This window comes from Burkholderia sp. 28_3 (assembly GCF_003253915.1).
Taxonomy (GTDB): domain Bacteria; phylum Pseudomonadota; class Gammaproteobacteria; order Burkholderiales; family Burkholderiaceae; genus Burkholderia; species Burkholderia cenocepacia.
The window spans coordinates 324,459-348,767 of sequence record NZ_QKZF01000007.1 but is presented as its reverse complement, the minus strand read 5'-3'; the positions used below and the strand labels follow the sequence as shown (position 1 = coordinate 348,767).

Annotated in this window: 19 protein-coding genes and 1 pseudogene; 11 read left to right on the top strand and 9 right to left on the bottom strand. The window is 62.6% G+C overall.

Annotated elements, in window-relative coordinates; all coding sequences use genetic code 11:
* A partial coding sequence (locus tag DFS13_RS18385; protein ID WP_146610025.1) for a transposase occupies positions 1 to 293 on the top strand: 293 nt, incomplete at its 5' end.
* Positions 294 to 413: 120 nt separating this feature from the next.
* On the opposite strand, the gene DFS13_RS18380 is transcribed toward DFS13_RS18385, so the two are convergent.
* From DFS13_RS18380 to DFS13_RS18370, 3 genes and pseudogenes are all read right to left on the bottom strand, one after another.
* The gene (locus DFS13_RS18380; protein ID WP_111441956.1) at positions 414 to 1,397 is read right to left on the bottom strand and encodes an IS110-like element ISBcen4 family transposase; all 984 of its coding nucleotides are present in this window, start codon (positions 1,395 to 1,397) and stop codon (positions 414 to 416) included.
* A 46-nt stretch (positions 1,398 to 1,443) separates the two neighbouring features.
* A pseudogene (locus DFS13_RS18375) lies at positions 1,444 to 1,722 on the bottom strand (transposase); the annotation flags it as partial.
* Positions 1,723 to 1,880: 158 nt separating this feature from the next.
* Entirely contained in the window at positions 1,881 to 2,438 is a 558-nt protein-coding gene (locus DFS13_RS18370) for a TetR family transcriptional regulator (protein ID WP_060212010.1), read from the bottom strand.
* Positions 2,439 to 2,602: 164 nt separating this feature from the next.
* Between DFS13_RS18370 and DFS13_RS18365 the strand changes: the two genes are divergently transcribed.
* From DFS13_RS18365 to DFS13_RS18340, 6 genes are all read left to right on the top strand, one after another.
* Entirely contained in the window at positions 2,603 to 5,791 is a 3,189-nt protein-coding gene (locus DFS13_RS18365) for a cytochrome P450 (RefSeq protein WP_111441955.1), read from the top strand.
* 756 nt (positions 5,792 to 6,547) lie between these two features.
* Positions 6,548 to 7,342, top strand: coding sequence for a phytanoyl-CoA dioxygenase family protein (locus DFS13_RS18360; protein ID WP_230205466.1), 795 nt, complete (start codon positions 6,548 to 6,550; stop codon positions 7,340 to 7,342).
* Between the two features lie 106 nt (positions 7,343 to 7,448).
* Entirely contained in the window at positions 7,449 to 8,411 is a 963-nt protein-coding gene (locus DFS13_RS18355; RefSeq protein WP_111441954.1) for an SDR family NAD(P)-dependent oxidoreductase, read from the top strand.
* A 141-nt stretch (positions 8,412 to 8,552) separates the two neighbouring features.
* A complete protein-coding gene (locus DFS13_RS18350) occupies positions 8,553 to 10,376 on the top strand; it encodes an acyl-CoA dehydrogenase (RefSeq protein WP_060212017.1) in 1,824 nt (607 codons plus the stop codon).
* Between the two features lie 54 nt (positions 10,377 to 10,430).
* On the top strand, positions 10,431 to 11,615 hold the full coding sequence (locus tag DFS13_RS18345) for an acetyl-CoA C-acyltransferase (protein ID WP_060212019.1): 1,185 nt from the start codon (positions 10,431 to 10,433) through the stop codon (positions 11,613 to 11,615).
* 303 nt (positions 11,616 to 11,918) lie between these two features.
* Entirely contained in the window at positions 11,919 to 13,187 is a 1,269-nt protein-coding gene (locus tag DFS13_RS18340; RefSeq protein ID WP_105866170.1) for an aminotransferase class III-fold pyridoxal phosphate-dependent enzyme, read from the top strand.
* A 164-nt stretch (positions 13,188 to 13,351) separates the two neighbouring features.
* Here DFS13_RS18340 and DFS13_RS18335 read toward each other — a convergent pair whose 3' ends face one another.
* The 5 genes from DFS13_RS18335 to DFS13_RS40340 form a co-directional block, all read right to left on the bottom strand.
* Positions 13,352 to 14,041: a hypothetical protein gene (locus DFS13_RS18335; RefSeq protein WP_060212023.1), complete on the bottom strand. Its 690-nt coding sequence runs from the start codon at positions 14,039 to 14,041 to the stop codon at positions 13,352 to 13,354.
* A gap of 204 nt (positions 14,042 to 14,245) precedes the next feature.
* Positions 14,246 to 15,394 (bottom strand): MFS transporter, encoded by a 1,149-nt coding sequence (locus DFS13_RS18330; protein WP_060212026.1) that lies wholly within the window; start codon positions 15,392 to 15,394, stop codon positions 14,246 to 14,248.
* Positions 15,395 to 15,583: 189 nt separating this feature from the next.
* Positions 15,584 to 16,477, bottom strand: coding sequence for a phytanoyl-CoA dioxygenase family protein (locus tag DFS13_RS18325; protein WP_249188915.1), 894 nt, complete (start codon positions 16,475 to 16,477; stop codon positions 15,584 to 15,586).
* A gap of 6 nt (positions 16,478 to 16,483) precedes the next feature.
* Positions 16,484 to 17,341, bottom strand: a complete 858-nt coding sequence (locus tag DFS13_RS18320) for an NAD(P)-dependent oxidoreductase (protein WP_230205455.1) — start codon at positions 17,339 to 17,341, stop codon at positions 16,484 to 16,486.
* A gap of 216 nt (positions 17,342 to 17,557) precedes the next feature.
* The gene (locus DFS13_RS40340; protein WP_154641579.1) at positions 17,558 to 17,701 is read right to left on the bottom strand and encodes a hypothetical protein; all 144 of its coding nucleotides are present in this window, start codon (positions 17,699 to 17,701) and stop codon (positions 17,558 to 17,560) included.
* Between the two features lie 74 nt (positions 17,702 to 17,775).
* Between DFS13_RS40340 and DFS13_RS18315 the strand changes: the two genes are divergently transcribed.
* Both DFS13_RS18315 and DFS13_RS18310 read left to right on the top strand, forming a co-directional pair.
* Positions 17,776 to 18,405 (top strand): TetR/AcrR family transcriptional regulator, encoded by a 630-nt coding sequence (locus tag DFS13_RS18315; protein ID WP_060212032.1) that lies wholly within the window; start codon positions 17,776 to 17,778, stop codon positions 18,403 to 18,405.
* Between the two features lie 571 nt (positions 18,406 to 18,976).
* A complete protein-coding gene (locus DFS13_RS18310; RefSeq protein WP_060212034.1) occupies positions 18,977 to 19,576 on the top strand; it encodes a TetR/AcrR family transcriptional regulator in 600 nt (199 codons plus the stop codon).
* A gap of 158 nt (positions 19,577 to 19,734) precedes the next feature.
* Here the strand turns inward: DFS13_RS18310 and DFS13_RS18305 are convergent, their stop codons facing one another.
* Positions 19,735 to 21,195 (bottom strand): aldehyde dehydrogenase family protein, encoded by a 1,461-nt coding sequence (locus DFS13_RS18305; RefSeq protein WP_060212036.1) that lies wholly within the window; start codon positions 21,193 to 21,195, stop codon positions 19,735 to 19,737.
* A gap of 415 nt (positions 21,196 to 21,610) precedes the next feature.
* Here DFS13_RS18305 and DFS13_RS18300 point away from each other — a divergent pair, with 415 nt between their 5' ends.
* Both DFS13_RS18300 and DFS13_RS18295 read left to right on the top strand, forming a co-directional pair.
* Positions 21,611 to 22,591: an aminotransferase class IV gene (locus tag DFS13_RS18300; RefSeq protein WP_060212038.1), complete on the top strand. Its 981-nt coding sequence runs from the start codon at positions 21,611 to 21,613 to the stop codon at positions 22,589 to 22,591.
* Positions 22,592 to 22,985: 394 nt separating this feature from the next.
* Positions 22,986 to 24,305 (top strand): DUF1329 domain-containing protein, encoded by a 1,320-nt coding sequence (locus DFS13_RS18295; protein ID WP_060212041.1) that lies wholly within the window; start codon positions 22,986 to 22,988, stop codon positions 24,303 to 24,305.
* The last annotated feature ends 4 nt before the right edge of the window (positions 24,306 to 24,309 follow it).

The following is a 24,309-nucleotide window of genomic DNA, read 5'->3' as shown; positions in this document are numbered from 1 at the left end:
CGGGCAAGGCCGTGAAGTGGCACGTCGCTGCCAGGCGGGGAAAGATCAAGGCGATGCAAGAAGGAGCGCTGAAGGACCTGGTGATCGCGCTCGAGCGAACCAAGGCGCAGATCCGTTCGCGGGTTGAGCATCCGTTTCATATCGTCAAGAATCTGTTTCAGCATCGCAAGACCCGATACAAGGGCTTGGCCAAGAACACCGCGCAACTGTTCAGCCTGTTCGCTCTGGCGAATCTGGTGATTGCGCGAAATCTGTTGCGATCGGTCCATGGGAGCAGTCCGTCATGCGTATGAAAAATGCGAGCAGGGGAGGCTCGCTTACGCGCCAAATTCACTGAATTGAGCGCCGATTCGCTTCGTCATCCAGAAAATTTGAAGCCATCTCGCCTGCAACTTCGGAAGTTGGTCCATTGATCAGCGTTTCCCTAGCAGAGCCCAGATCGTCCGCGCGATCTTGTTGGCCAGTGCAACGACCACGACATTGAGCGGACGCCGCATGCTCAACTGCACTGCCCAGGAACCCGGGTCTTTCGCGTGCTTCATGACGGACCGTGCGCCATGAATCATCAGCGTGCGCAGGTATCGATCGCCTCTCTTGCTGATGCCGAGCAGCCGGACCTTGCCACCAGTTCCAAACTGCGCAGGGACGAGACCCAGCCATGCTGCAAATTCGCGGCCGGACCGAAACGCTTTGGGGTCGCCCATAGCTGCTACGGCAGCAGTGGCGGTCAGGAACCCAACGCCGGGGATTTCGGCAATCGTTCTGCAGGCCGGGTTTTCATGCAGCCACGCGCGGAGTCGCTGCTCGATGAGGGTAATCTGCTTGTCGATGTCGACAAGGCGTTGCCACTGTTCTCGCAGGGAATCGATCAAGACCTGCGGCAGGCGCAATTCGAGGCGTAACAGCAGGTCAGGCATGGCGCGATTCATTGCTGCGCGTCCCACGCCCATGACCTCTCCGTACTCGCCGAGCAAGCCTCTCAGGCAGTTAGATTGAGATCGCCGAAATATAACCAACTGCTGTCGAATACGATGCAGTGCCAGAACCGCTTGCTGGGCCTCGGTCTTCACAGGGACGGCTTTCACGCCCGGGTGTCGTGCAGCCGCCCAGATTGCGCGCGCATCGGCGACATCGTTCTTGTTTCCTGTCACGAACGCTTTGACCAGTTTGCCTGGCATCAATTTGACCTGATGGCCGAGCTCGGTGAGACGGCGTGCCCAGTGCTGTGAGCCTCCGCATGCCTCCATGCCGATGAGACAGGGCTCACGATTGGCGAAGTGCTCGAGAAAATCGCTGCGGTGGAGCTGCCTGTCGAACACCTCGCCGGTGTCCGCAGCGATCCAGTGCAGTTGGAAGACCCGCTTGGCGATGTCTACGCCTACGACTGTCGGTTCCATTTGCGTTCTCCTGGTTGAACGACGCCTCATTATGCGATGAGGAGGCGTCCATACCATTTTTGCCGAGCATCCGTTGCAGCTCACGAATCTGCTTGAGCGCGTCGGCCAGCTCTGAGGCCGGAACCACTTCCTCGCCAGCCTTGACCGCTGACAGGCTCCCATCCTGGTACAGCTTGCGCCAGTGGAACAGCTGGTTCGGGTTCACGCCGTGCTGCCTCGCGACCATCGACACCGACTTCCCTGGTTCGAAACTCTCGCGAACCATCGCCAGCTTCTGCTCCGCCGTCCAGCGCCGCCGGCGCTCCGGGCCCGTCAACACTTCCATCACTTCTTGCCTGGTGTTAGTCAAAAACACAGTCTTATGCCTACCCGTTATTGTAAGTGGGTGACTGTGTCCGGCGTTTCAGGGGGCTGCTCCAGCAGAAACGTCGACTACGTTGAGCACGAGACACCTGAAGCAATACACGAGCCACCGCTGCTCGACTATTTGGAACCGGCCTGCGCGAACCCGCGCGTCAGGTCGAATGCGTCGAGGATCGTCGCCGACGTACGGGCCATGCGCGCGGCCATCGCGTCGGGATGCTCGCGCGTCGGGCCTTGCCGAAGCCAGTGCACCGCCGTCCACACCAGGCCGCCACCCAGCACGGTCAGGCAATCCCCTTCCGCTTCCGTTCGGCTCCCTTCATAGGGCGGCAGGATACGGCCCGAGACGAACGTCACGAGATCATCGAAGAAAGCCGATGTCGCCGCGTCGTTGAATACGGTCAGATAGAAGGACTGATGGGCCTGCAGATGCTGAAGGACCAGCGCCGTTTCCACTTCCATCGACTGGATGAACGCGCCGTTCGACGGATTCAGCAGCTTGCCCTGCTCCTCGACGAACGTGAATGCGTTCTCGAGCCTCACCAGTGCCGCGCGCTGAGCGGCGACCTGAAGGTCCGGGAAGTGCTGATAGAAGGTGGGGCGTGCGACACCTGCACGCTGCACCAGTTGGGCAATGCTGAGCATGCTCAGCGGCGCTTCGTCGAGCAGTTCCGTCACGGCCCGAACGAGCGAATCGTAACTGCGTTGAAAGCGGGGATCGGCGGGATTAGGGCTTACATCAGGTGGCATAAAAAGCTCTGGACACGTCTTTTTGTCTATTTTACATTCGTTCAATAGATTGAGCTACGACGCTCGACATGTCCTTGTGAAAGGTGATTGAAATGAAATCTTCCGCCCTCGTCCCGCAACCGCCGCTGAAGCCCATCATCGGTCACCTGATGGAAGTCCTCGGCCCCTCGCCGCTCGCCAAGATGATGGATCTCGCGCGAACGTACGGGCCGGTTTACTGGTTCGAGGTGTTCGGACAAGGTTACTACGTCGTCAGCGGGCAGGCACTCGTCGACGAGGTGTGCGACGAAAGCCGGTTTCAGAAATCCGTGCACCAGTCGCTGCTCGAACTGCGACCGGCAATCGGCGACGGGCTGTTCACGGCATTCAGCGATGAACCGAACTGGGCAAAGGCGCATCGGGTGCTGATGCAGTCGTTCGGACCGCTGAGCATCTGGTCGATGTTCGACAAGATGGTTGACATCGCCGATCAGATGTTCCTCTACTGGGAACGTTTCGGCCCCGAGACGCCTGTCGACGTGTCCGATCACATGACGCGCCTGACGCTCGACACGATCGCGCTGTGTGCGTTCGACTGCCGTTTCAACAGCTTCTACCGCGAAGACCAGCATCCGTTCGTGGACGCGATGGTCGACACCCTCAGCGAGGCCGGCAAGCGCGAATTGCGGCCGAAACTGGTGTCGAAGCTGATGCTCGCCCGGAGCCGGAAGTTCGACGCGGATATCGAGGTCATGCGATCGCTCGCGACCAAGATGATCGAGGACAGACGCAAGCATCCGCACGACAGCGAAGAAGCGATGGACCTGCTGGACCGGATGCTGAACGGCGTCGATCCTGTGACGGGAGAAAAGCTCGACGACGAGAATATCGTCTACCAGATGATCACGTTCCTGATCGCCGGGCACGAGACGACGAGCGGGCTCCTGTCGTTTGCCACCTATTTCCTCCTCAAGAACCCGGACGTGCTGCAGCGAGCGCGGGACATGGTCGACGAGGTCGTCGGCAACGACACGCCGCGAATCGAGCATCTGGCACGCCTGCGTTACGTCGAGCAGATCCTGATGGAAACGTTGCGGATCTGGCCCACGGCGCCGGCCTTCGCCGTCACGCCGCTCGCCGACACCACGTTCGGCGGGAAATACGCCGTTTCTCCGGACGACATCATCATGATCCTGACGCCGATGCTGCATCGCGATACCAGCGTGTGGGGCGACGACGTCGAGGCGTTCCGTCCTGAGCGATTTGCGCCAGAGAATGCGGAAAAGCTGCCGCCGAACGCGTGGAAACCGTTCGGCAATGGCGCGCGCGCCTGCATCGGCCGGCCGTTCGCGATGCAGGAAGCCCACCTCGTGCTGATCATGCTGCTTCAGCGATTCGACTTCTCCCTCGCCGATCCGGACTACGAGCTGAAAGTCGCCGAAACCCTCACGCTCAAGCCCACCGGCCTGCGTATCAACGTGCGGCCGCGGGCGCGAAGTGCACGCAAGGTGTCGAACGACACGCTTCGCGTCCACGCGAGCACCCCGAGCCCGAGCGTCGAGCACGCTCCGTCGGTCGCCGACAAGGACGTGTCGAAGATGCTCGTCCTCTTTGGCGGGAACACCGGCTCGTCCGAGTCGTTTGCGCGCCGCATCGCGGGCGATGCAGGCCGCCACGGCTTTCACGCGACGTGCGCGCCGCTCGATGCGTTCGCCGGGAAACTCGACGGATTCCCCGCAATCGTGGTCGTCACGGCTTCGTACGAAGGCCAGCCGCCGGACAACGCGAGAGCGTTTCTGCCGTATATCGAGGCGATGAGCGCAGGCGCGCTGGACGGCGTCCAGTTCGCCGTGCTCGGCTGCGGCAACAAGCAGTGGGCCAGAACGTATCAGGCGATCCCGAAGCGCGTCGACGAAGCGTTCGAGAAAGCGGGCGCCACGCGCGTTCACGCGCGGGGCGAGCTCGATTCCGGCGGCGACTTCTTCGGCGAGTTCGATCGATGGTATGCCGGGCTCTGGAACCGCCTGGCGACCAGCTTCGGCAAGGAAGCGGCGGTTGCGCAAAATGACCATCCCGCACTCAGCGTCAGCATCCTCGGCAACGTTCGCGAGAAATTGCTCAGCGTGGACGACATGACGCTCGCAATCGTGACCGACAATCGGGAGCTGGTCGATATCGGCGCGCCGGGAAGCCGCTCGAAGAAGCACATTGAACTGAAGCTGCCGGAAACGATGACCTATCGCGCCGGCGATTACCTGGCGGTGCTGCCGCGCAACGCGAAACGCAACGTCGATCGGGTGTTGCGTCGGTTCCGGCTGAGCTGGGACACGCAGGTGATCGTCGAAGGGGCATCGAGCAATCCCCGCCTGCCGCTCGGCCAGGCCATCGGTTGCGGCGAGCTGTTGTCGAGCTACGTCGAACTTGCCGTGCCGGCCACGCGGTCCCAAGTCTCGACGCTGGCCGCCGCCACGCGCTGCCCGCCCGAGAAGATCGAGCTCGAACGCCTGAGCATCGGCTCGTTCGAAGGCGAGATTCTGGAAAAACGCACCACCGTCATCGATCTGCTCGAACGCTTCGAGTCCGTCGACTTGCCGTTCGACAGGTTCCTCGACATGCTGCCCGCGCTGAAAGCGCGCCAGTATTCGATCTCGTCGTCGCCGCTCTGGAAAGCGGATCACGTGACACTGACGGTCGCCGTGGTCGATGCGCCGGCGCTCTCGGGGAACGGCCGTCACGAGGGCGTCGCGTCGTCGTATCTCGCGCGTCTCGACGCAGGTGACGGCGTGTCCGTGGCGGTCAGGCCGTCGAATGCCCGCTTTCGGCCGCCGGCCGAACCGGGTCTTCCGATGATCATGATCTGCGCGGGCTCCGGTATCGCGCCGTTCCGCGGCTTTCTGCAGGAGCGTGCGCTACAGAAGGAGCGAGGCGAGAACGTGGGCCCGTCGTTGCTGTTCTTCGGGATCGACGACCCCGACGTCGACTTTCTCTATCGCGATGAGCTCGACGGGTGGGCGAACCGCGGCGTGGTCGACGTGATGCCCGCCTATTCGAACCGTCCGGAACAAGGCACCCGCTTCGTTCAAGACAAGGTATGGCTCGAGCGCGAGAAAGTCGCCGCGCTGTTTGCACAAGGCGCGACCGTCTATGTGTGCGGGGACGGCAAGAACATGGCTCCGGCCGTACGAGCCACGCTGGGTCGGATATACCAGGAAGCAACCGGCGAGAACGACGAGAACGCGCGTGCATGGGTCGACACGATGGAGCGCGAGCATGGCCGGTATGTTGCCGATGTGTTCGCATGATGGGCACGACGGCGCTGCGGACGGCGGTTGGCTGGCGGAAGCCGACGCGCATCTGAACGGCTCTGCCCCGGTTTCCCCGCGTTCTCTCGACTAGCCTCCGAATCCCCCTTTCGGCTGGTATCCCTAGCCTTCCCTCCCCTCATCCGGCTCCGGTCGATCATCGACCGAACCGGCTGAGCAGTCTTCCCTTTCCATTCAATGCAGCGCCGCCATCACGCGTGCACGCCGGCCACCGCGGCCGGCCCTTCGAACCGCATTCAACGAATGGCCTTGTCCCTCTTTCCGATGCCGCCACCGTCTCGTATTGCGCACAGGCCAAATCATTCGGAAAGCGAAGGGGTTAACCATGATCGACCCTGGCGAAACATGGTGATAATTTTTCATCGTCACATGACTTGGTCATACGACCATATTTGATGCGAAACCCCCCGGCGTGTCGGATCACCCGCCGGCCCTGTCGTATCCGGCATCGTGCACCGAGCGCCGGGCCATCAGGCTGTCGAGACGGGTGTGGCGTGCACGCGCTGCGTTGCCCATCAGGAGCGGAATCGGTCGCACCAAGCAGGGACATACACGGTCAAATGATCAAGTCAAAAACTCAACTTTAGTCCCGAATGCCGGGTTCGGAAAGCGAAGCTGCTTTGATCGACCCATCCCCACCACGTCGAGGAAACAATGAGCGCAAATAGCCGGAACACTCTTGGCACTCTCCCCATCGTCCCCAAGACGACCAGTGCGCAAGAAATCGTGTCGCTGATGAATCAGTACGGCGGCGTCCGAATCAAGGGTTACCTGTCGGAACAACAAGTCGCGAACATCAATCGCGAAGTCGACGGTCCGCTCGACAGGCTTCGCGAAGGGTCGTCGCACGACAACGAATTGATCAAGGAATTCCACGGCGCGCATACGAAGCGCCTGACGAACATGATCACGCACAGCAAGACCTTCGGCAGCGTGCTCGACGACGACCTCTTTCATGAACTCGGCGAGGTGCTCTACCGTGAGGAATCGGGCGACTGGTGGCTGTCGACCGCACAGGTGATCGACATCGGCCCGGGCAACACCGCGCAGATGTTGCATCGCGATGTCGGCAACTTCCCGCCGCTGTGCGCGCTCGGCGTCAACGGGCCGACCGTGTTTACGAACCTGATGATCGCCCTCACGCGCTTCACCGAGGAAAACGGCGCCACCCGGATCATTCCCGGCAGCCAGAGCTGGGACGAAGACTACTTCGACAGCAAGGGCACGCCCGACATGACCATCGCCGCCGAGATGGATGCCGGCGACGCGTTGCTGTTCAGCGGAAAAGTGATCCACGGCGGCGGCGCGAACGTGACGAAGAGCGAGCGCCGGCGCGGGCTCACGCTGCCGATGCAGCCGTCGTACCTGACGCCGGAGGAAGCATATCCGTTCATCGTCGACATGGACATCGTGAGAGGCCTGTCCAAACGCGTGCAGCGAATCATCGGCTTCCGCTCGCAATATCCGGCCGGCACGCCGGGCCTGTGGCAAGTCGATTACGACGACATTGCAACGCACCTCGGCCTTTGAGCCGCGCACACGAGCGTGCATGCGGACGGGTTCGGACCATGTTGCTCCGGATTCCTTCACGCGGATGCACGCACCACCGCACCATCACCATCGACGAGACAACCCCATGACCATCGACCTGACCCATCGCGTTGCGATCGTGACCGGCGCCGGCGCCGGCCTCGGGCGCGAGCATGCGCTGCTGCTTGCCCGGTTGGGTGCAAAGGTCGTGGTCAACGACCTGGGCAGCGACGTGAACGGTAACGGCGGCTCCGCGACGGTCGCCCAGCGGGTGGTCGACGAAATCGTCGCGGCCGGCGGCGAAGCGGTCGCCAACAGCGCGTCGGTGACCGATTTCGAACAGGTCCGGTGCATGGTCGATCAGGCGCTTTCGCAGTGGGGCCGTGTCGACATCCTGGTGAACAATGCCGGCATCCTGCGCGACAAGAGCTTCAGCAAGATGACGCTCGACGACTTTCGCGCGGTGATCGACGTGCACCTGATGGGCGCGGTGCATTGCGCGAAGGCCGTGTGGGAAACCATGCGGGCGCAACGGTACGGGCGCATCGTGATGACGACGTCGTCTTCGGGTTTGTACGGCAATTTCGGGCAATCGAACTACGGCGCCGCGAAGATGGCGCTGGTGGGGTTGATGCAGACGCTGGCCATCGAAGGCGAGCGCTACGACATTCGCGTGAACTGCCTGGCTCCGACGGCCGGCACGCGCATGCTCGAAGGCCTGATGTCGGCGGACACGCTCGACACGCTGTCGCCTGCGTCGGTCAGCCCCGCGGTAGCCGTGCTTGCCGGCGAAGACGCGCCCAACCGGACGATCCTGTGCGCAGGCGCGGGCAGCTTCGAGAGCGCGCATATCACGCTGACGCCCGGCATCCACCTCGGCGCGGGCGACCACGTCGTGCACCAGTTCGCGCAGCGCCTCGACGAGGTCACGAACCGGAACGGCGAGACCGTTCCTGCGTCCGGTGTAGCCCAGGGCGATCTCGAGCTCAGGAAGGCCGGCATCGCGGCCGCGAATGCGCAGGCGCGGCCCGGTGCGCGACAACCCGCGGACAGCACGGCGCAAACCTGAACATGCAGTACCGTCCGGCAGCGCGATCGTGGCAGTGAATACCCTCACGCGCGGCCATTTCCCGGGACCGATTTCCCGTCACGTTCATTCGTATTCCTCTTCTTTTTCATCGAAGATTACGAAGCCAACCCGCTCCATTCCATGACCAGCGAACTCACCCTTTCCCGTCGCGACGTGGAGTTCATTCTCTTCGACTGGCTGCAGGTCGAGTCTCTTGCCGGCAGGCCACGCTATGCCGGGCAAGACCGCTTCGATTACACATCCGTGCTCGATGTCTATGAATCCCTCGCCACGGATCTCTTCAAGCCCCACAACAAGAAGAACGACAGCAACGAACCCGCATTCGACGGGGAGCGCGTCACCATCAATCCGGAGGTCGGCATCGCGTTGCGTGCATTCGCGGACGCCGGCCTGATCAGTGCGTCGTTCCCCGCCGAGTGGAACGGCATGAGTCTGCCGAGCACCGTGGAGCGGGCCGGCATGGCCTATCTGCTTGCAGCCAATCCAGGCACCGCGGGCTACGCGTTTCTCACGATCGCCAATGCGAATCTGCTCATGGCCCACGGCGAACGGGAGCGGGTGGCGCACTATGTGAAGGCCATGTCGGAAGGCCGGTGCTTCGGCACGATGTGCCTGTCGGAACCGCAAGCCGGGTCGAGCCTTGCCGACATCCGCACGCGCGCGGTTCCGGGCAAGGACGGCCGCTACCGCCTGTTCGGCAACAAGATGTGGATTTCCGGCGGCGATCACGATATTGCCGAGAATATCGTCCACCTGGTGCTGGCGAAAATTCCCGACGAAAACGGCCAGCTTCCGCCGGGCATCCAGGGCATCTCGCTCTTCACGGTTCCGCGCAAGTTGATCGGCGTCGACGGCCAGCCCGGCCCGCGAAACGATGTCGTGCTGGCCGGCATCAATCACAAGATGGGATATCGCGGCACCGTGAACTGCCTGCTCAATTTCGGCGAGGGTCGCTACCTCCCGGAAGGCGAGGCCGGCGCGATCGGCGAGATCGTCGGCGAGCCCGGCAAGGGGCTGGCGTACATGTTCCACATGATGAATGAGGCGCGCATCTCGGTCGGCCTCGGCGCCGCCGCGATCGGTTACACGGGCTACCTGCACGCGCTCGATTATGCGCAGACGCGCGTGCAGGGGCGGCCACGGGGCGAGCGGTCGCCCGCATCCGCACAGATCCCGATCATCCGTCATGCCGACGTCCGGCGCATGCTGCTCGCACAGAAAGCGTACGTGTCGGGCGCGCTCGCGTTGTGTCTTTACGCGGCGCGCCTGAGCGACGATATCCAGTCGCTGGAAGACGCCGACGGAGGCGAAGAAGCGCATGCCCTGCTCAACCTGCTCACCCCCGTCGTCAAGAGCTGGCCATCGCAATGGGGCCTCGTCGCCAACGATCTCGCGATTCAGGTTCACGGCGGGTATGGATACACGCGCGAGTACAACGTCGAGCAGTTCTATCGCGACAACCGCCTCAATCCGATCCACGAAGGCACGTTCGGCATTCAGGCACTCGACCTGCTGGGCCGAAAAACACGCGCAAATGGCGGCGTCGCCATGGCGGCGCTCGACCGGAAGATCGCCGCGACCGTATCGGCCGCACGATCGACCCGCTCGTTCCGGCGCCACGCCGATACGCTCGAAAGCGCGTGGGAGCGTATCCGGACCGTCACCGATGCGTTGCACCGGCTCGACGATCCCGATGTCCAGCTGGCGAACGCCGCGGCCTATCTGGAAGCGTTCGGGCACGTCGTGGTCGGCTGGCTCTGGCTCGATCAGGCAATCGTGGCCGGCGCGCTCGAAAGCGGCCCGACGGGAACCGACTTCCACCGCGGCAAACGCGCCGCGTGCGACTACTTCTACGGATGGGAAATGCCCAAGGTCGCTGCGTGGCTCGCCGTACTCGATCCGGTCGAGACGACTCCGCTCACCATGCCCGAGCATTGGTTCTGACCCGCACGCATCGTCTCCACTTCATTTCTTCGTCTGTTTGATAAGGATCCCCCCATGATTGATGCAGTCATCGTCTCCACCGCACGCACGCCGATCGGCAAGGCATACCGCGGTGCGTTCAACCTCACGCACTCGCCCACGCTGCTCGGGCACGCGATCAGGCATGCGGTCCTGCGTGCCGGCATCGAGCCCGATCGCATCGAGGACGCCGTGATCGGTTCGGTACTCAACGCCGGGACCGCCGGCGGCAACGTCGCCCGACATGGCGTGCTGGCTGCCGGCTTGCCTGCCAGCGTCGCCGCGCAAACGCTGGACCGGCAATGCGCGTCGGGCCTGATGGCGATCGCGACGGCCGCCAAGCAGATCATGTGCGACGGGATGGAGGTCGTCGTCGCGGGCGGCCAGGAGAATATCTCGGCCGTCCAGACGCGCTACTTCGAGTGGACGCGCGCCGACCAGGATCCCAACGTGCTGGCCGTGCAGCCGGCGGCCTACATGCCGATGCTCGAGACCGCCGAGTTCGTTTCCCGCAAGTACGGGATCTCCCGGGACGTCCAGGATCAGTACGCGCTCGACTCCCAGTTGCGCACGGCCGCCGCGCAAGCCGCGGGCCGCTTCTCGAGCGAAATCGTCCCGATCACGACACACAAGCTCGTCGTCGACAAAGCGACCGGCAAGACGTCGCAACACGAGGTCACGCTCACGCAGGACGAAGGCAATCGGCCCGGCACGACGCTCGAATCGCTTGCGTCGCTCGCACCGGTGGTCGACGGCGGCGTCGTGACGGCAGGCAACGCGAGCCAGCTTTCGGACGGAGCAAGCGCGTGCGTCCTGATGAACGGAAAAACCGCCCAGCAGATCGGCGCGACGCCGCTCGGCATCTATCGCGGGATGACCGTCGTCGGCAACGCGCCGGAAGAGATGGGCATCGGCCCGATCTACGCGATCCCCAAGCTGCTGAAGCTTCATGGCCTGAAGACCGACGACATCGGCTTGTGGGAGCTCAACGAGGCGTTCGCATGCCAGGCGCTGTACTGCCGCGACACGCTCGGCATCGATCCCGACCGATACAACGTCAACGGCGGCAGCATTTCCATCGGCCATCCGTACGGGATGACCGGCGCGCGCATGGTCGGTCATGCCCTGATCGAAGGCAAACGGCGCGGCGCACGCTACGTCGTCGTGTCGATGTGCGTAGGAGGCGGAATGGGCGCCGCCGGCCTGTTCGAAGTGGTCTGACGCAATACGCGTTTGCCGGGAATCCGGGCATCTCGCCGCGTTCCCGGCATGTTCGCGAACACTCGATTTTTTCACTCAGTTCATCAACCGCGGAGGCCGATCATGGCGAAGCGCTTACTCATCCTGCTCTCGCTTGTCGCCGGGATACTGTTCATATTCAGCCCGGGACTCATGGTTCTCTACCATATCGAGCATTACGACTCGACCCGGTAGTTCGCATTTTTTGAAAGTCAATTGACCAATTCAATTGATCATTTACCAATCCGGCATTGCCTGAAACGAATCTTTCACAAGGAGTCGAGCATGGAAAAGCTGGCGAAGAAGGACGAGTGGTTCGCAAGAGCCGAAAAGGTCATCCCTGGCGGGATGTATGGTCACCAGAGCGTCAAGTATTTGACGGAAGACTTCCCGCTGTACTTTTCAAAGGCGAAGGGAACCTATCTCTGGGACGTCGACGGCAACAAGTACATCGACTACGTGTGCGGTTACGGCACGAATCTGTTCGGCTACGGCAACGAGCAGATCGAGCGCGCGGCGGCGCTTCAGTTGCAGAACATCGACACGGCCACGGGCCCGAGTGCGGTGATGGTCGAACTTGCGGAGGCACTGACTCGACAGATCAGCCACGCCGATTGGGCGATGTTCTGCAAGAACGGCTCGGATGCCACTTCGATGGCCATGGTGATCTCGCGGGCCTATCGCGGCAAACGGAAGATTCTCGTTGCGCGCGGCACGTACCATGGCGCGTCTCCGTGGAACGTGCCCTATACGACGGGCATTACCAAGGAAGATCGCGCTCACGTCGTCTACTTCGAGTACAACGATATCGAGAGTCTCGACGCCGCCGTCAAGAGCGTCGACGGTGACGTGGCGGCCATCTACGCAACGCCGTTCCGTCACGAAGTGCTTTTCGACCAGTTCTTTCCGTCGATCGAGTACGCCCGGGCATGCCGCCGCCTCGTGGAGGAACAGGAAGCGCTGCTGGTCGTGGACGAGGTCCGCACAGGGCTGCGTCTCTCGCGCGATTGTTCATGGTCGGACTGGGGCGTGCACCCGGACCTCAGCTGCTGGGGCAAGGCCCTGGGCGGCGGCTACGCGATCGCCGCGGTGCTGGGTTCCGACAAGGCACGAGAGGCCGCGACGAACATTTTCGTCACGGGCTCCTACTGGCTGTCCGCCGTCCCGATGGCCGCCGCCATCGAAACGCTGCGCCTGGTCAGAGAGACGGACTACCTCGAACACACGAAGCGCCTGGCGGACACGTTGCGCGCCGGCATCGCCGAACAAGCGGAACGGCATGGCTTCGAACTCAAGCAGACCGGCCCGAGCGTGATGCCGCAGATGCTCTTCGCAGGTGACGACGAGCTCGTGTCCCGGGGCCGGGCATGGGCTTCGGAAGTCGTCAAAAACGGCGCCTATCTTCATCCGTGGCACAACATGTTCTTCACCGCGAGCCACACCGACGAAGACATCGCGCGCACGCTGGAGGCGACCGAAGCGGCATTCGGCGCGCTCAAGCAGAAGTCGGTCGCATTGAACCGTCTGGATATCCTGGATACCGTGCAGCGTTGATCGCTGATATTTCGCGGCCTTCGACCTCGCGGTGGAAGGCCGCATTGCCGGGCGGGTTCGCCCCGGCACCCAGTACGTCTTTCGGCGGAATTCCACCTCTGCCGGGGATAGCCATCTCGCCGCCCGTTACGCAGGGCGACAGGCACGTCGGCGGATTGCCACCATTACTGCGGGTTGCGTCGCAGGCTGCCAAGGGAATGGCGTCGGCCGAGGTCCATTTGCTCTTCCTGCACGCGCTCCAGAGCACCATACGCGTAATACAGCGCGACAGACAGATAAGACCAGGAGAGCAGCGCGAAGATGTAGAAAATCATGTGATCGCTGTCGCCTGGTATGCGGTAGAAATCGTAGATGCTCGCGGTGATCTGCGTGGAGACCAGCGCGACGATCACGCTCACGGCGGTGCGTTTCTCCCCCGCGACCAGCAACCTCTTGACGACGTATACGAGGTACACGGAGAACAACGACCACATCACCAGATAGAAATACGGCTTGGGTTGAACCATGAAATCCGCTGTCCATAGGACAACGGTTGCCCCCAGCGCACCCACCACGTAAGCGACATCGATGAAGATCGACGGCTTGTATCGATGCGTCACCGCCATCATGCCAACGATGGTGATGATCGGTATGCCGAACCCTCTGGAAAACGCGTCGCAGAAAAGCGAAACACTGAAGAATGCGGGTTCGCCGGTCAGCGCATTGATCATCAGGTTCGTTGCCGAGAACGTCGTGATCAGCCACTCGAATCCGAGGAGCGCGTTGCGTTTCCTGAGCAGTTTCACGCCATAAACGAGCGACGTCGTGATCAACGCGAGGTCGGCCAGACAATAAAGAAGAAATTTGGGTTCCATGAGTTATTCCAACGATCGTCAAGGCCTGGATCTCGATTGCGCTTGCCCGCATCCCTACGAGCCGATACATCGCCTGCCGATGCGACATCGCGCGACAGCGATCCGTTGGTTTCTGCCCGACCACGCCGGGCGGCCGATACCACGACAACACGCGCAGGAGCCGGCGCGCGCTCGGCCGGCAACGCGATGGCCCGGGCGCTCGCGTCAGGCGATCGCCGGCCGCGCATGTCGCGACTTGAGCTGCCGGATCGCGACACTGGTCAGGAAAATCGGCACGACCAGCAATCCGACGGAAAGCCAGCCGACCGCGCGCAAGCCGGCCACGCCGAACACCGTGCCGGCAATCGCGGGGCCGACCGCCAGCCCGAGATTGATTGCCGACGCGCAGGTCGCGGTGCTTCTGCCGCTGGTATCCATTTTCGACAGCGCAGCCACCATATAAGGGGCGACCAGCGTCGCACCGGCGCTGATGAGCGCTGTCGACACGAGAAACGCCCATCGGCCGCCCACGCAATACATGCCCACGCTGCATGCGATCAACAGCGCGAGTCCGAAGGCGATCGGCTTGAACAGTCCCAGGCGATCGCCGAGCCACGTGACCGCGATCCCCGCCGGCAATTGCGCGGCGGCATTGATCATGAACAGGATGCCGAGTTGCTCGGCTGCGACGCCGCGAGTGGCGGCGACTTCCGTGGCGAATCCCATCAGCGCCGTCTGCGACACGTAAATGAAGAACGCGCTGACCAGCATCGCGCGGACGTCGCTGGATTTGATCGCATCCTTCGCGACGTTTTCCTCTGCGGCGTTCACCGCAGGATGCATGAACACGCCCAGGAACAGCGCCGCGACGACAATGACGAACTGGACCGCATCGACGCCGATAGCGCCGATCTTCGCATTCACGATCGGGACGACGTACATCGCCGCGGAAAATATGATCGCCATCGCCACTGCCACTTGCGCGGCCACCTTCTCCGGATGCCTGACGTGCGCGATGACACCGTACGCGCACACGCAACTGACGCCCAACGCGACACCGAGAACCATTTTCGCGGCCACGAATATATGGAAATCGTGTGAAAACATCGCGCCGGTCGACAGCACGGCGAGCGCCGCCGCCACCAGCGCGCCGGTTCGCTTGTTCAGCGTCGCCATCCGTCGTCCGAAGATCACGATCGACAGCGAAAGGCAGAGCAACACCGCGGACGCGAGCCAACCGGCGCTGCTCTCGGACAGCCCGAACCGGGCCATCGACTCTTCGATGTTGAACGGAAGCAGGTAGGTGGGCGTCCAGACCACGGCGCCGGTATAGAGCAGCGCGATTTTCCGGATTCCGTTGATTTCGTCAGTCACGATCTACTCCTTGTCGTTTGCACGAGTGCGGAATCGCGTCGTCGCGTCGAGTCGCTCTCTAGCTCGCATCCATGAATGCACCGTTCGGAGGACGACTTCGCGCCTCCGAACGACCGCATGCCGCGCACGTGACGGATCGCCCGTTACCGTCCGGGTACCGGGCCCGAACCCCATCACCCGCGCCGTCCGTCAGTCGAAATGCCCGACCTCGAGGAAATCCTTCATTTTCAACAGGTCATTGGGGTCCGACATCTGCCCGTTACGCTCGACGAAGCCCGCAAACGTGGTGCCGTACGTCCAGCCCAGCAATCGCTGCAGTTCCTCCGGATAACGCTTCACGCGTTCGATCGGCAGCGTGAGATACTGGTTTTCCTCCTGCCGGAGGATCGCCAGGTCATACGACATCGTCAGGCCGGTTCTCGGCGCATTGCTGGTGTTCTTCCCGCCGCCGTGATAAGTCGAGCCGATGAAGAAGAGCGCGTCGCCCGCGGACATCACCGCGGAAATCGCTTCCTCCTGCCTCGGCATGCGCTCGTCGTCCCACTTGTGGCTGCCCGGAATGACCAGGGTCGCGCCGTTTTCCTCGGTGAAGTCGGATACCGCGACCATCACCTGGAAGCGTGCTTCCCGCCCGTAGTTCGGGTGCCGCCACAGCCAGACGGAATCGTCCCGGTGCAACGGCTGCAGGCCCTGGCCCGGCAAGATCTGAATGGCTTGCGTGACGCCCACCTGGATGTCGGGTGCGACATCCACCTGGTTTTCGCCGCTCCAGATCTTGATCGGCGTCTGCAGAATATTGCGCGCGGCGCCCAGATAGAGCGGATGCAACGCGACCTCGGCCATCCAGTCGGTACGTGCGAACAGACGCGACACGCGCCGCGTCTGCGTACCGGCAAAGTAATCGTCTACGCCGTTCGGCGCCGACTCCAGCGTATCGAAGAGCGTACGCTGGATGCGCGCGAGCAAATCGGAACCGATGAAATTCTTGACGATCGCGCCGCCGTCCTGACGCACCGCATTCGCTAGATCATCAGGAGTACTATCGCTCGAAAGGCGTTGCAACGACATGATGGTTTCCTCCAACAAATATCAATGATTGAAAAGTGCCGCGTATCCGCGGTCGCCATCGCCTTGCGCGATGGATGACCGGATGCGCTCGCGTAATGCTTCCAGGATGCGTGGCGACGACCCTGCATCTTCCTGTGCCTGCCGGAACAGGTCGACCGCTCGCGCGTAGACGTCGAGGTTCGCGCCCCTTGGCTGGTAGTCGGAAGCCGCCACGGCTTCGAACAGGCCTTCGATGAAGTGGGCCTGACCGGCGATGTAGATCGGAATCAGGTTACGAATCTCGTCGATCGACATGCCTGAATCCACGACGAACCGGAGGCCTTCCAGGAAGGCTGCGCCGGCGCCGAACACGAACGTGCCCGTCAGCCCGGCATCGAGCACGTTCGGGACATCGGGGCGTGCGCCGACGTAGACGGATAGCGGCGCGATCTTTCGAACGACGGGCTCGACTTCGTTCCAGACCGCCTCGTCACCCCCCAGGAGGATCGACGCACGCTCGCCGCCGATATCGGGCGGGAAGCACTGGATGGTTCCGCTGATGAATTTCGCGCCGGCGCGGCTCGCGATTCGCCCCAGCGCCAGGACTTCCGCCGGACGCCCCGTTGCCAGATTGACGATCGTTTTCCCGTGCAGGCGCTCACCGAGTTCCTCGAAGTCCACGGCGAGATCGACCGGCGTCGCGGTCACGATGACGATCACGTCCGCCTGCGCACAGGCCGCCGTCGCACTGTCGGCCACGCGTGCACCCAGCTCGGCCATGCGTCGAGCCTTTCCGGAATGCCTGTTCCAGACGACCACGTCCTCGCCCTGTCCAATCAGCGAGACGGCGATCGCGGATCCCATCGCGCCGAGGCCGAGGACAGCAATCAAATTGCTCATTCGCATACCTTTTCGATGTCGTTTATCACGTTGCCGGGAGGCAGCCATCACGCCGCCCGGATCACAAGGTCATTGGACTTGATCAAATGACCAAATCAGCAAGTACGAGTCTTATGCTTCGAAATGACGTTGGGAATACGGGGTTTCCATTAGCCGCCCGATGAACGCGTCGAACGGGCCAGCGCAGCGGCGCGGCGTACGGCCGCGCCAGCATCGTCACGCCGTGCGCTGCTTGCCTGGGCGGCGCGTATCGGTCATGCCCGTCACGAACCGGCGCACCGCATTTTCCACGCCGCATCCGATGCAACATCGGTGCTGGACGATGCGTTGCGTGGCTTTCCAAAGCCCGCCCATCGTCATGCTAATATCGGGCGATTCGACTACCCGGCGCGGGTAGCATCCTTGAACGAAGACATACAACGGAGCGCTGGCCTATGCAGCGAGTACGGGCTGAAGTCCGCCGTCAGGACCTCGTGGCGGCGACTGTCGCGGTGATTGCAGAGCACGGTGTGAAGGGCGCCACGACCCGTCGCATCGCCGAAGCGGCGGGATGCCCGCTTGCTTCGTTGCACTACGTGTTCCACTCGAAGGACGAGCTGCTACTGGCCGTCTACGAATCCCTGATCGATCTGATCCGCTCCGATAGCCCGGACGCGCCCGAGCATGGCAGCCTGGCCGAGCTTGCGGAATTCAATCTGCGCTCGGTGATGGCCTGGTTCGAAGCCAACCCGGCGTATGCGAAGACCCAGTCTGAACTGTATACCTGGGCGCTGCGGCATCAGCCCGACGTGGCCGTCGGCGCCCTGCGCATCTCGCTGGAAGGCGCGCGCGCCTTCCTTTCTTCCGCCGAGCCGCGCCCCGATGCCAAGGCGCTGGATGCCGTCGCGCGACTGACCATTGCCCTGGCCGACGGACTGCTTTTTTCCTGGTTTGCCCAGGAAGACCCGAAACGCCTGGCAACTGACGTCGACCACGCGAGCAAGATGTTGGCCGCCTATGCGGCAACCCTTTCGGATGCTCGCCCCGCCGCGAAAGCCGCACGCAAGACCGCGCGCAAGCAGTAAGCTCGAGCCGCCCCGCCACCGCATTCGCTTCCCGACGACCTCGCTGCCGCGAGGTTTGCTTCATCTGTTCGGCACCTCCGCGCTGCGCGCGCCGCATGATGCCGGCCGTTTCATCCGATGCGTCGCTGAACCTGCACGCAACCCCTGCTCAAGGTGCCGCCAGGAACCATCGCTCGCGCAGCCGGCGTGGTGAGCGCGACGCGCATTATCGGCACCGCACGCATTCCGGACCAACCGCCCCCCTTCTCGCGTCGATCCTCATGGAAACGTGACATGACCGGCGCAGCGTCGCGCCTCGCGCACGGGTTTACCTCCATCGACAGTACATGGCCGCCTGCGTAACGTTTTATTGGTCAAACGACCAAGTCAATGAAATACGCTTCTCGTTCGCCATTCAATACGAGCAGGATATTCGCGGAACGAAGACCGGAAGCTCGTCGCCCCATGGACAAACTTTCAAGAAGCCGACATAATTCACCCGCGTCATGGTCACTTGACCACATACACGAATGAGCGCGACACGCCCACAAAGACGTCACTGACGAGGATTTTCGGGTACCGGAGCTTACCAATGGCAAGAATTCGCGCTGCGTTGCGGCGACAAGATTTTGTTGGCGCTGCTGTAGAGGTCATCGCCGCGCACGGCGTCGCTGGAGCCACCACGCGGCGCATTGCGCAAGCCGCAGGCTGCCCGCTCGCATCCCTCCATTACGTCTTTCATACCAAGGACGATCTGTTCAGCGCGGTCTACGAATCGCTGTTCGATCTTCTCGCGACGCACACCCCCGCTCACGGTGAATTTCAGTCGTTCAGCGAACTCGCCGGATGGCAGTTTCGCAAGACGGTCGAGTGGCTCGTTCAGCATCCGTCGTACGCGCGAGCGCAGTCCGAACTGATCCAGTGGGCAGAACGTCATCGTCCGGATTTCGCGTTGAAGACCTATATGCAGGCCGTCGAACGCATGGTCGCCTATATCGGCAAGCAAGCCCCGCACGTCAGCCCTGACGTGATCGAACCTATTGCGCGAATGAGCATCATCCTGGTCGACGGATTGCTGAATAGCTGGCAGGCCGAACCGAATATCGGCAGGCTGCGGGCAAACGTGGATAGCGCAAGTTCGGCCCTGGAGGCGCTGGCCGCCGCCCTCTCGAACTCGACGACACGCGCGTGACAATCGGCGCGGTGCGTCGTTGCACCGAAAGCGACACCGTGGAAGGGCCGCTGCGATACCCGCCCGCGCAACCGCCAGCGATGTCGTCACGGCTTCGTGAATGAACGACCGTTTGACGAGAGGCGCCCACCGTCATGGGCGCCCGTCTTCGATTCCCGTCAGTTGACCGCCTCTGGCACCGCGCCGAAAATCGATTTCGTCTCGAGAAACTCTTCGATGCCGGCGTAGCCCCATTCGCGCCCGTTGCCGGACTGCTTGTAGCCGCCGAACGGCGCCGCGATGTCGACGGCCGCGCCGTTCAAATGCACCATCCCGGTCCGCAATTGCCTGGCGACTCGCTCCGCCTGCTCGATCGAATCACCGTAGACGTAGCCGGACAATCCGTACGGCGAATCGTTGGCGATGGAAACGGCGTCCGCTTCGTCCCGATACGGAATGATCACGAGGACGGGACCGAAGATCTCCTCCGTCGCAATCCGCATGCGATTGTTCACGCGGCTGAAGATCGTCGGCTTCACGTAGTAGCCTTTTTCGAGCCCGGCAGGGCTGCCGAGCCCGCCCGACAGAAGCAGCGCGCCCTCGTCGATACCCGTCTGAATCATCTCCTGCACCTTGCGATGCTGGCGCCGGTTCGCCACGGGGCCCATCGTCGTACGCGGATCGCGCGGATCGCCGACCACGACCTGCGCACACGCAGCGGCCGCGATCCTTTCCGCCTCGTCGACGCGATGCGCCGGCACCAGCATGCGCGACGGCGCGGTACAGGTCTGGCCGGAGTTGGCCATCATCTGCAGCACGCCATGCGTGACGCCTTGCTCGAAGTTTGCGCTGTCCAGAATGATGTTCGCCGATTTTCCGCCGAGCTCCAGCGTCACCCGCTTGATCGTCGTCGCCGCGGCCTGGGCGACCTCCACGCCCGCGCTCGTCGAGCCCGTCAGCGACACCATGTCAAAGAGCGGACTCGAAGCGATGGCCCGGCCCAGACGCTGCCCCGAGCCCTGCACGAGATTGAAGACGCCGGGCGGCACCCCTGCCTGCTCGAGGATCTCGGCGAGCACGATGGCCGAATACGGTGCATTCTGGCTCGGCTTCAACACGATCGTGCAACCCGCCACCAGCGCCGGCGCGACCTTGCACATGACCTGGTTCATCGGCCAGTTCCACGGCGTGATCAGCCCGCACACCCCTACCGGCTCCTTCACGATCCGCGATGTGTGCTGGACTCGATCGAACGGATATTGCCTCGCGACTTCCAGCGTCGTATGAAGATGCCAGAGCCCCAGCGCCGCCTGAAGCGGACGGGAAATCGCATCCATCGGCGCGCCCATCTCGAGCGTGATTGCGTCCGCCATGTCCTGCATCCGCTCGGTGTAAACACCGATCACGGCCTCGAGCATCCCGAGCCGCTCGACCAGCGGCGTGTTCGAGAACGTGGCGAACGCATCGCTCGCGGCCTTCGCCGCCCGGTCCACGTCCGCTTCGTCGGAGAACAGCAAGGCGCCCGAGACTTCCCCCGTCGCCGGATCGATGATTTCCTGTTCGCCCCCCCCGTTCACCGGCTCCACCCATCGCCCGCCGATGAACGCCCGGCGGAGATGATCTGCTTCAAAAATCGCCATCAGCTCGCTCCATGTCAGTTGGTCTCGGGGCACGTCGTCAGTCTTCGGAATCGCCCGGGACGACCAATACTAGCGCTTTTTTTGATCATTTGGCCAAGTCACTCGACTACGTAATAATCAGCATTGCCAAAAGCGATGTTGAGTAAGACGCTCGTTGCACGTTTGACGAACGGCGCGTTCAAGCCTGCCCGCCGCTCGCGCGTCGGTCGCCCATCACAGAGGGTTAACCTTCATCGACAACGTATTTTTCGAGCAATACTTTTCTAGTACACGGTCATTTGATCAAGTCATGTGGCAGACTTTCAGCCGGATAGCCAGGCAGCAAGCCATCCGCAACGTAGCGCACCGCGATCCGGTCGCTTTCTGACATCAACGCCGAACGGCAACCCTCCCCCGGGAGCGAAAGGTAAATACCATGGCAATCATCCAGGTCCAGCAGATCATGCGTGAGCACCCGTTGCATGCTCGCGCCCCGCATGAACCCCGCTACGCGGACGGCAGCGCCTTCTGCGACGGCAACTATGTCCCCATCACCGAAGCGACGGTTCCGCTCGTGGACGCCGGCTTCCTGCATGCGGACGCCGCGTACGACGTCGTCACCGTGTCGCGCGGCAACTTCTTCCGGCTCGACGATCACCTCACCCGCATGGAAGAGTCGGCCGCGAAGTTTTTCCTCGAAAACCCGTTCAATCGCGACCAGGTCCGTGAAATCCTGCACAACCTCGTACGCAACGCCGGCCTGAAGGACGCGTACGTGTGGTGGTGCGTCACCCGCGGTCCGCTGAGCGTCGATCGCCGCGATCGCAGCGCGATGAAGAACGCGATGTTTGCGTTCGCGGTGCCGTTCTTCTTCCAGGCGGACGACGAGGTCCGCACGCGCGGCTCGAACCTGCTCGTCAGCAAGCGGTACAACCGCATCTCCGCGAAAGCGGTCGACCCGACGGCCAAGAACTTCCACTGGATGGACATGAAGCTCGCGCTGTTCGAAGCGATGACGCAGGAAAAGGACTGGGCCGTACTCGTCGACGAACACGACAACCTTACCGAAGCGGCCGGCGCGAACATCTTCTTCGTCAAGAACGGAGAGCTCCATACGCCCGCCGAAGGCTGCCTGCTGGGCATCACGCGCCAGAGCGTGTTCGACATCGCCGCCGAACTCGGCCTGAAGGTGAACATCGGCACATACACCGCGACCCAGTTGCGCGAAGCCGACGAGGCGTTCACGTCGTCGTCCGCGGGCGGGATCATGCCCGTCAGCGCGGTCGACGACCAGCCGCTCGGCAATCGCAACGGCCCCGGCCCGATCTCCGAGAAGATTCACAACCTGTATTGGGAGAAGCGTTGGGCAGGCTGGCACGCGCAACCGGCCGAATACCTGTCGTCGGTCGCCGCATAAGCCGCGGCCACGCCAAGGCAGCATACGGAGCCGCTCCGGTCGAGCAGACCGCACCCGGCTCCGGCAAACGAAGATCGGCTGCACGCAGTACGCATCGTCCGGCACGCCAGCAGGTGTGCCGGAGAACCCGGGCACCGGCGCAACACGGATGAACGCGCCAGTTGATTCATAAAAAAGACCGTACAACGCACGTTTGTATATTTCGCATAACGAATCAATCGCGGCGGAAATCACCACGTTCGCCTGCATTCGCCTATGCCCAACCCTTCTGACGGGCGCACGTTACCCGGTCAAGGTCAAGGAGATTGATGTGGTCAAGACGCATTCTTTCAGGAAATCCGCTTCGCTCGTTCGATCGGCAGCGAAATCGTCCCTTCTCGCTGCCGCGGTCGCGATGACTTTGACCGGCGCGCTCGCGGAAGGGTTGGACTCCTCGCATACGCCGTCCGGCGCCGAGATCGCCGGCACCGCGAGCGGCATTCCCGCATGGACGCCGGTCGGCAACGTCGGGGCCGGCTGGACGTTCGGCAAGCGCCGCGGGGATTTCTTCAAATACAAGTCCGACAAGCCGCTGTACACGATCGACGCCGGCAACGTCGACAAATACGCGGACAAGCTCAATCCCGGCCAGATCGCATTGCTGAAGAACCTGAAGGGCTTCACGATGCCGGTCTATGCGTCGCGGCGCACCTGCGGCGTCCCGGATTTCGTCGCGGAAAATACGAAGAACAACGCGGGCTTCGCCAAGATGTCCGCGGATGGCTCGGAACTCGCCGATGCCCACCTGCCCGGCTACCCGTTCCCCGCGCCGAAGACCGGCGCCGAGGTGATGTGGAACGCGAAGCTGCATTACCGCGGCGCCGGCGTCGAGATGCGCGACATCATCACCGTCGTCTCGCCGCGCAAGGGCGCGTCCGACTGGATCAAGAACGTGTCCGACGCGTGGATCTACCAGCCGTGGGGCGACAAATCCGGCACGACGTTCGCGAAGGTCAACGAGGTCGAAGGCAACGCGTACTACGCGTACAAGTCGCCTGCCGCCCTTGCCGGCCAGGCCGCGATCTTCACGACCTACGCCGGCAAGCCGACCGAAGTCTTCTATTACTTCCCGGGCCAGCGCCGTACCCGCCGCATGCCGTCGTACGCGTACGACGCACCGCAGATCGGCTTCGACAACCAGTACAACATGGACGAAGCGCTGGTGTTCTCCGGGCAGACCGACCGATTCTCATGGAAGCTGCTCGGCAAGAAGGAAATGATCGTTTCCTACAACGACCTCGGCATGTACGACTTCTCCGACAAATTCGAGGACGCGTACGGCCCCGACTTCGTGAATCCGTCGAAGCGCCGCTACGAACTCCACCGCGTGTGGGTCGTGGAAGCCACGGTCAAGCAGGGCATGCGCCATACCGCGCCGAAGCGCCTGTTCTACGTCGATGAAGACAGCTGGAACTACCTCGGGGCGGTGGACTACGACGCGCAGGGCAACATCTCGAAAGTGCGCGAGGGTTACATCATTCCAGTGTACGAGACGGGAAGCTGCGACACGCTCGCGTTCGCCCAATACAACCTCGTCGATGGCCGGTACCTCGTGGACGGTTCGATGCTCGCGGCGGGGCGCGACGCGAAGTGGTCGGTCGACTCGTCGGCGGACCAACACTACAAGCCGAGCTTCTACAACGCCGACAATCTTCGCGCGTTGAGCGAGCGTTGACAGG

What these genes read in the sequence shown, in the direction of transcription:
- DFS13_RS18345 (WP_060212019.1), top strand. Translation starts at nt 10,431, where the DNA reads ATGATTGATGCAGTCATCGTCTCCACCGCACGCACGCCGATCGGCAAG.
- DFS13_RS18320 (WP_230205455.1), bottom strand. Translation starts at nt 17,341, where the DNA reads ATGAGCAATTTGATTGCTGTCCTCGGCCTCGGCGCGATGGGATCCGCG.
- DFS13_RS18350 (WP_060212017.1), top strand. Translation starts at nt 8,553, where the DNA reads ATGACCAGCGAACTCACCCTTTCCCGTCGCGACGTGGAGTTCATTCTC.
- DFS13_RS18295 (WP_060212041.1), top strand. Translation starts at nt 22,986, where the DNA reads ATGACTTTGACCGGCGCGCTCGCGGAAGGGTTGGACTCCTCGCATACG.
- DFS13_RS18310 (WP_060212034.1), top strand. Translation starts at nt 18,977, where the DNA reads ATGGCAAGAATTCGCGCTGCGTTGCGGCGACAAGATTTTGTTGGCGCT.
- DFS13_RS18315 (WP_060212032.1), top strand. Translation starts at nt 17,776, where the DNA reads ATGCAGCGAGTACGGGCTGAAGTCCGCCGTCAGGACCTCGTGGCGGCG.
- DFS13_RS18305 (WP_060212036.1), bottom strand. Translation starts at nt 21,195, where the DNA reads ATGGCGATTTTTGAAGCAGATCATCTCCGCCGGGCGTTCATCGGCGGG.
- DFS13_RS18340 (WP_105866170.1), top strand. Translation starts at nt 11,919, where the DNA reads ATGGAAAAGCTGGCGAAGAAGGACGAGTGGTTCGCAAGAGCCGAAAAG.
- DFS13_RS18380 (WP_111441956.1), bottom strand. Translation starts at nt 1,397, where the DNA reads ATGGAACCGACAGTCGTAGGCGTAGACATCGCCAAGCGGGTCTTCCAA.
- DFS13_RS40340 (WP_154641579.1), bottom strand. Translation starts at nt 17,701, where the DNA reads ATGACGATGGGCGGGCTTTGGAAAGCCACGCAACGCATCGTCCAGCAC.
- DFS13_RS18300 (WP_060212038.1), top strand. Translation starts at nt 21,611, where the DNA reads ATGGCAATCATCCAGGTCCAGCAGATCATGCGTGAGCACCCGTTGCAT.
- DFS13_RS18365 (WP_111441955.1), top strand. Translation starts at nt 2,603, where the DNA reads ATGAAATCTTCCGCCCTCGTCCCGCAACCGCCGCTGAAGCCCATCATC.
- DFS13_RS18335 (WP_060212023.1), bottom strand. Translation starts at nt 14,041, where the DNA reads ATGGAACCCAAATTTCTTCTTTATTGTCTGGCCGACCTCGCGTTGATC.
- DFS13_RS18360 (WP_230205466.1), top strand. Translation starts at nt 6,548, where the DNA reads ATGAATCAGTACGGCGGCGTCCGAATCAAGGGTTACCTGTCGGAACAA.
- DFS13_RS18355 (WP_111441954.1), top strand. Translation starts at nt 7,449, where the DNA reads ATGACCATCGACCTGACCCATCGCGTTGCGATCGTGACCGGCGCCGGC.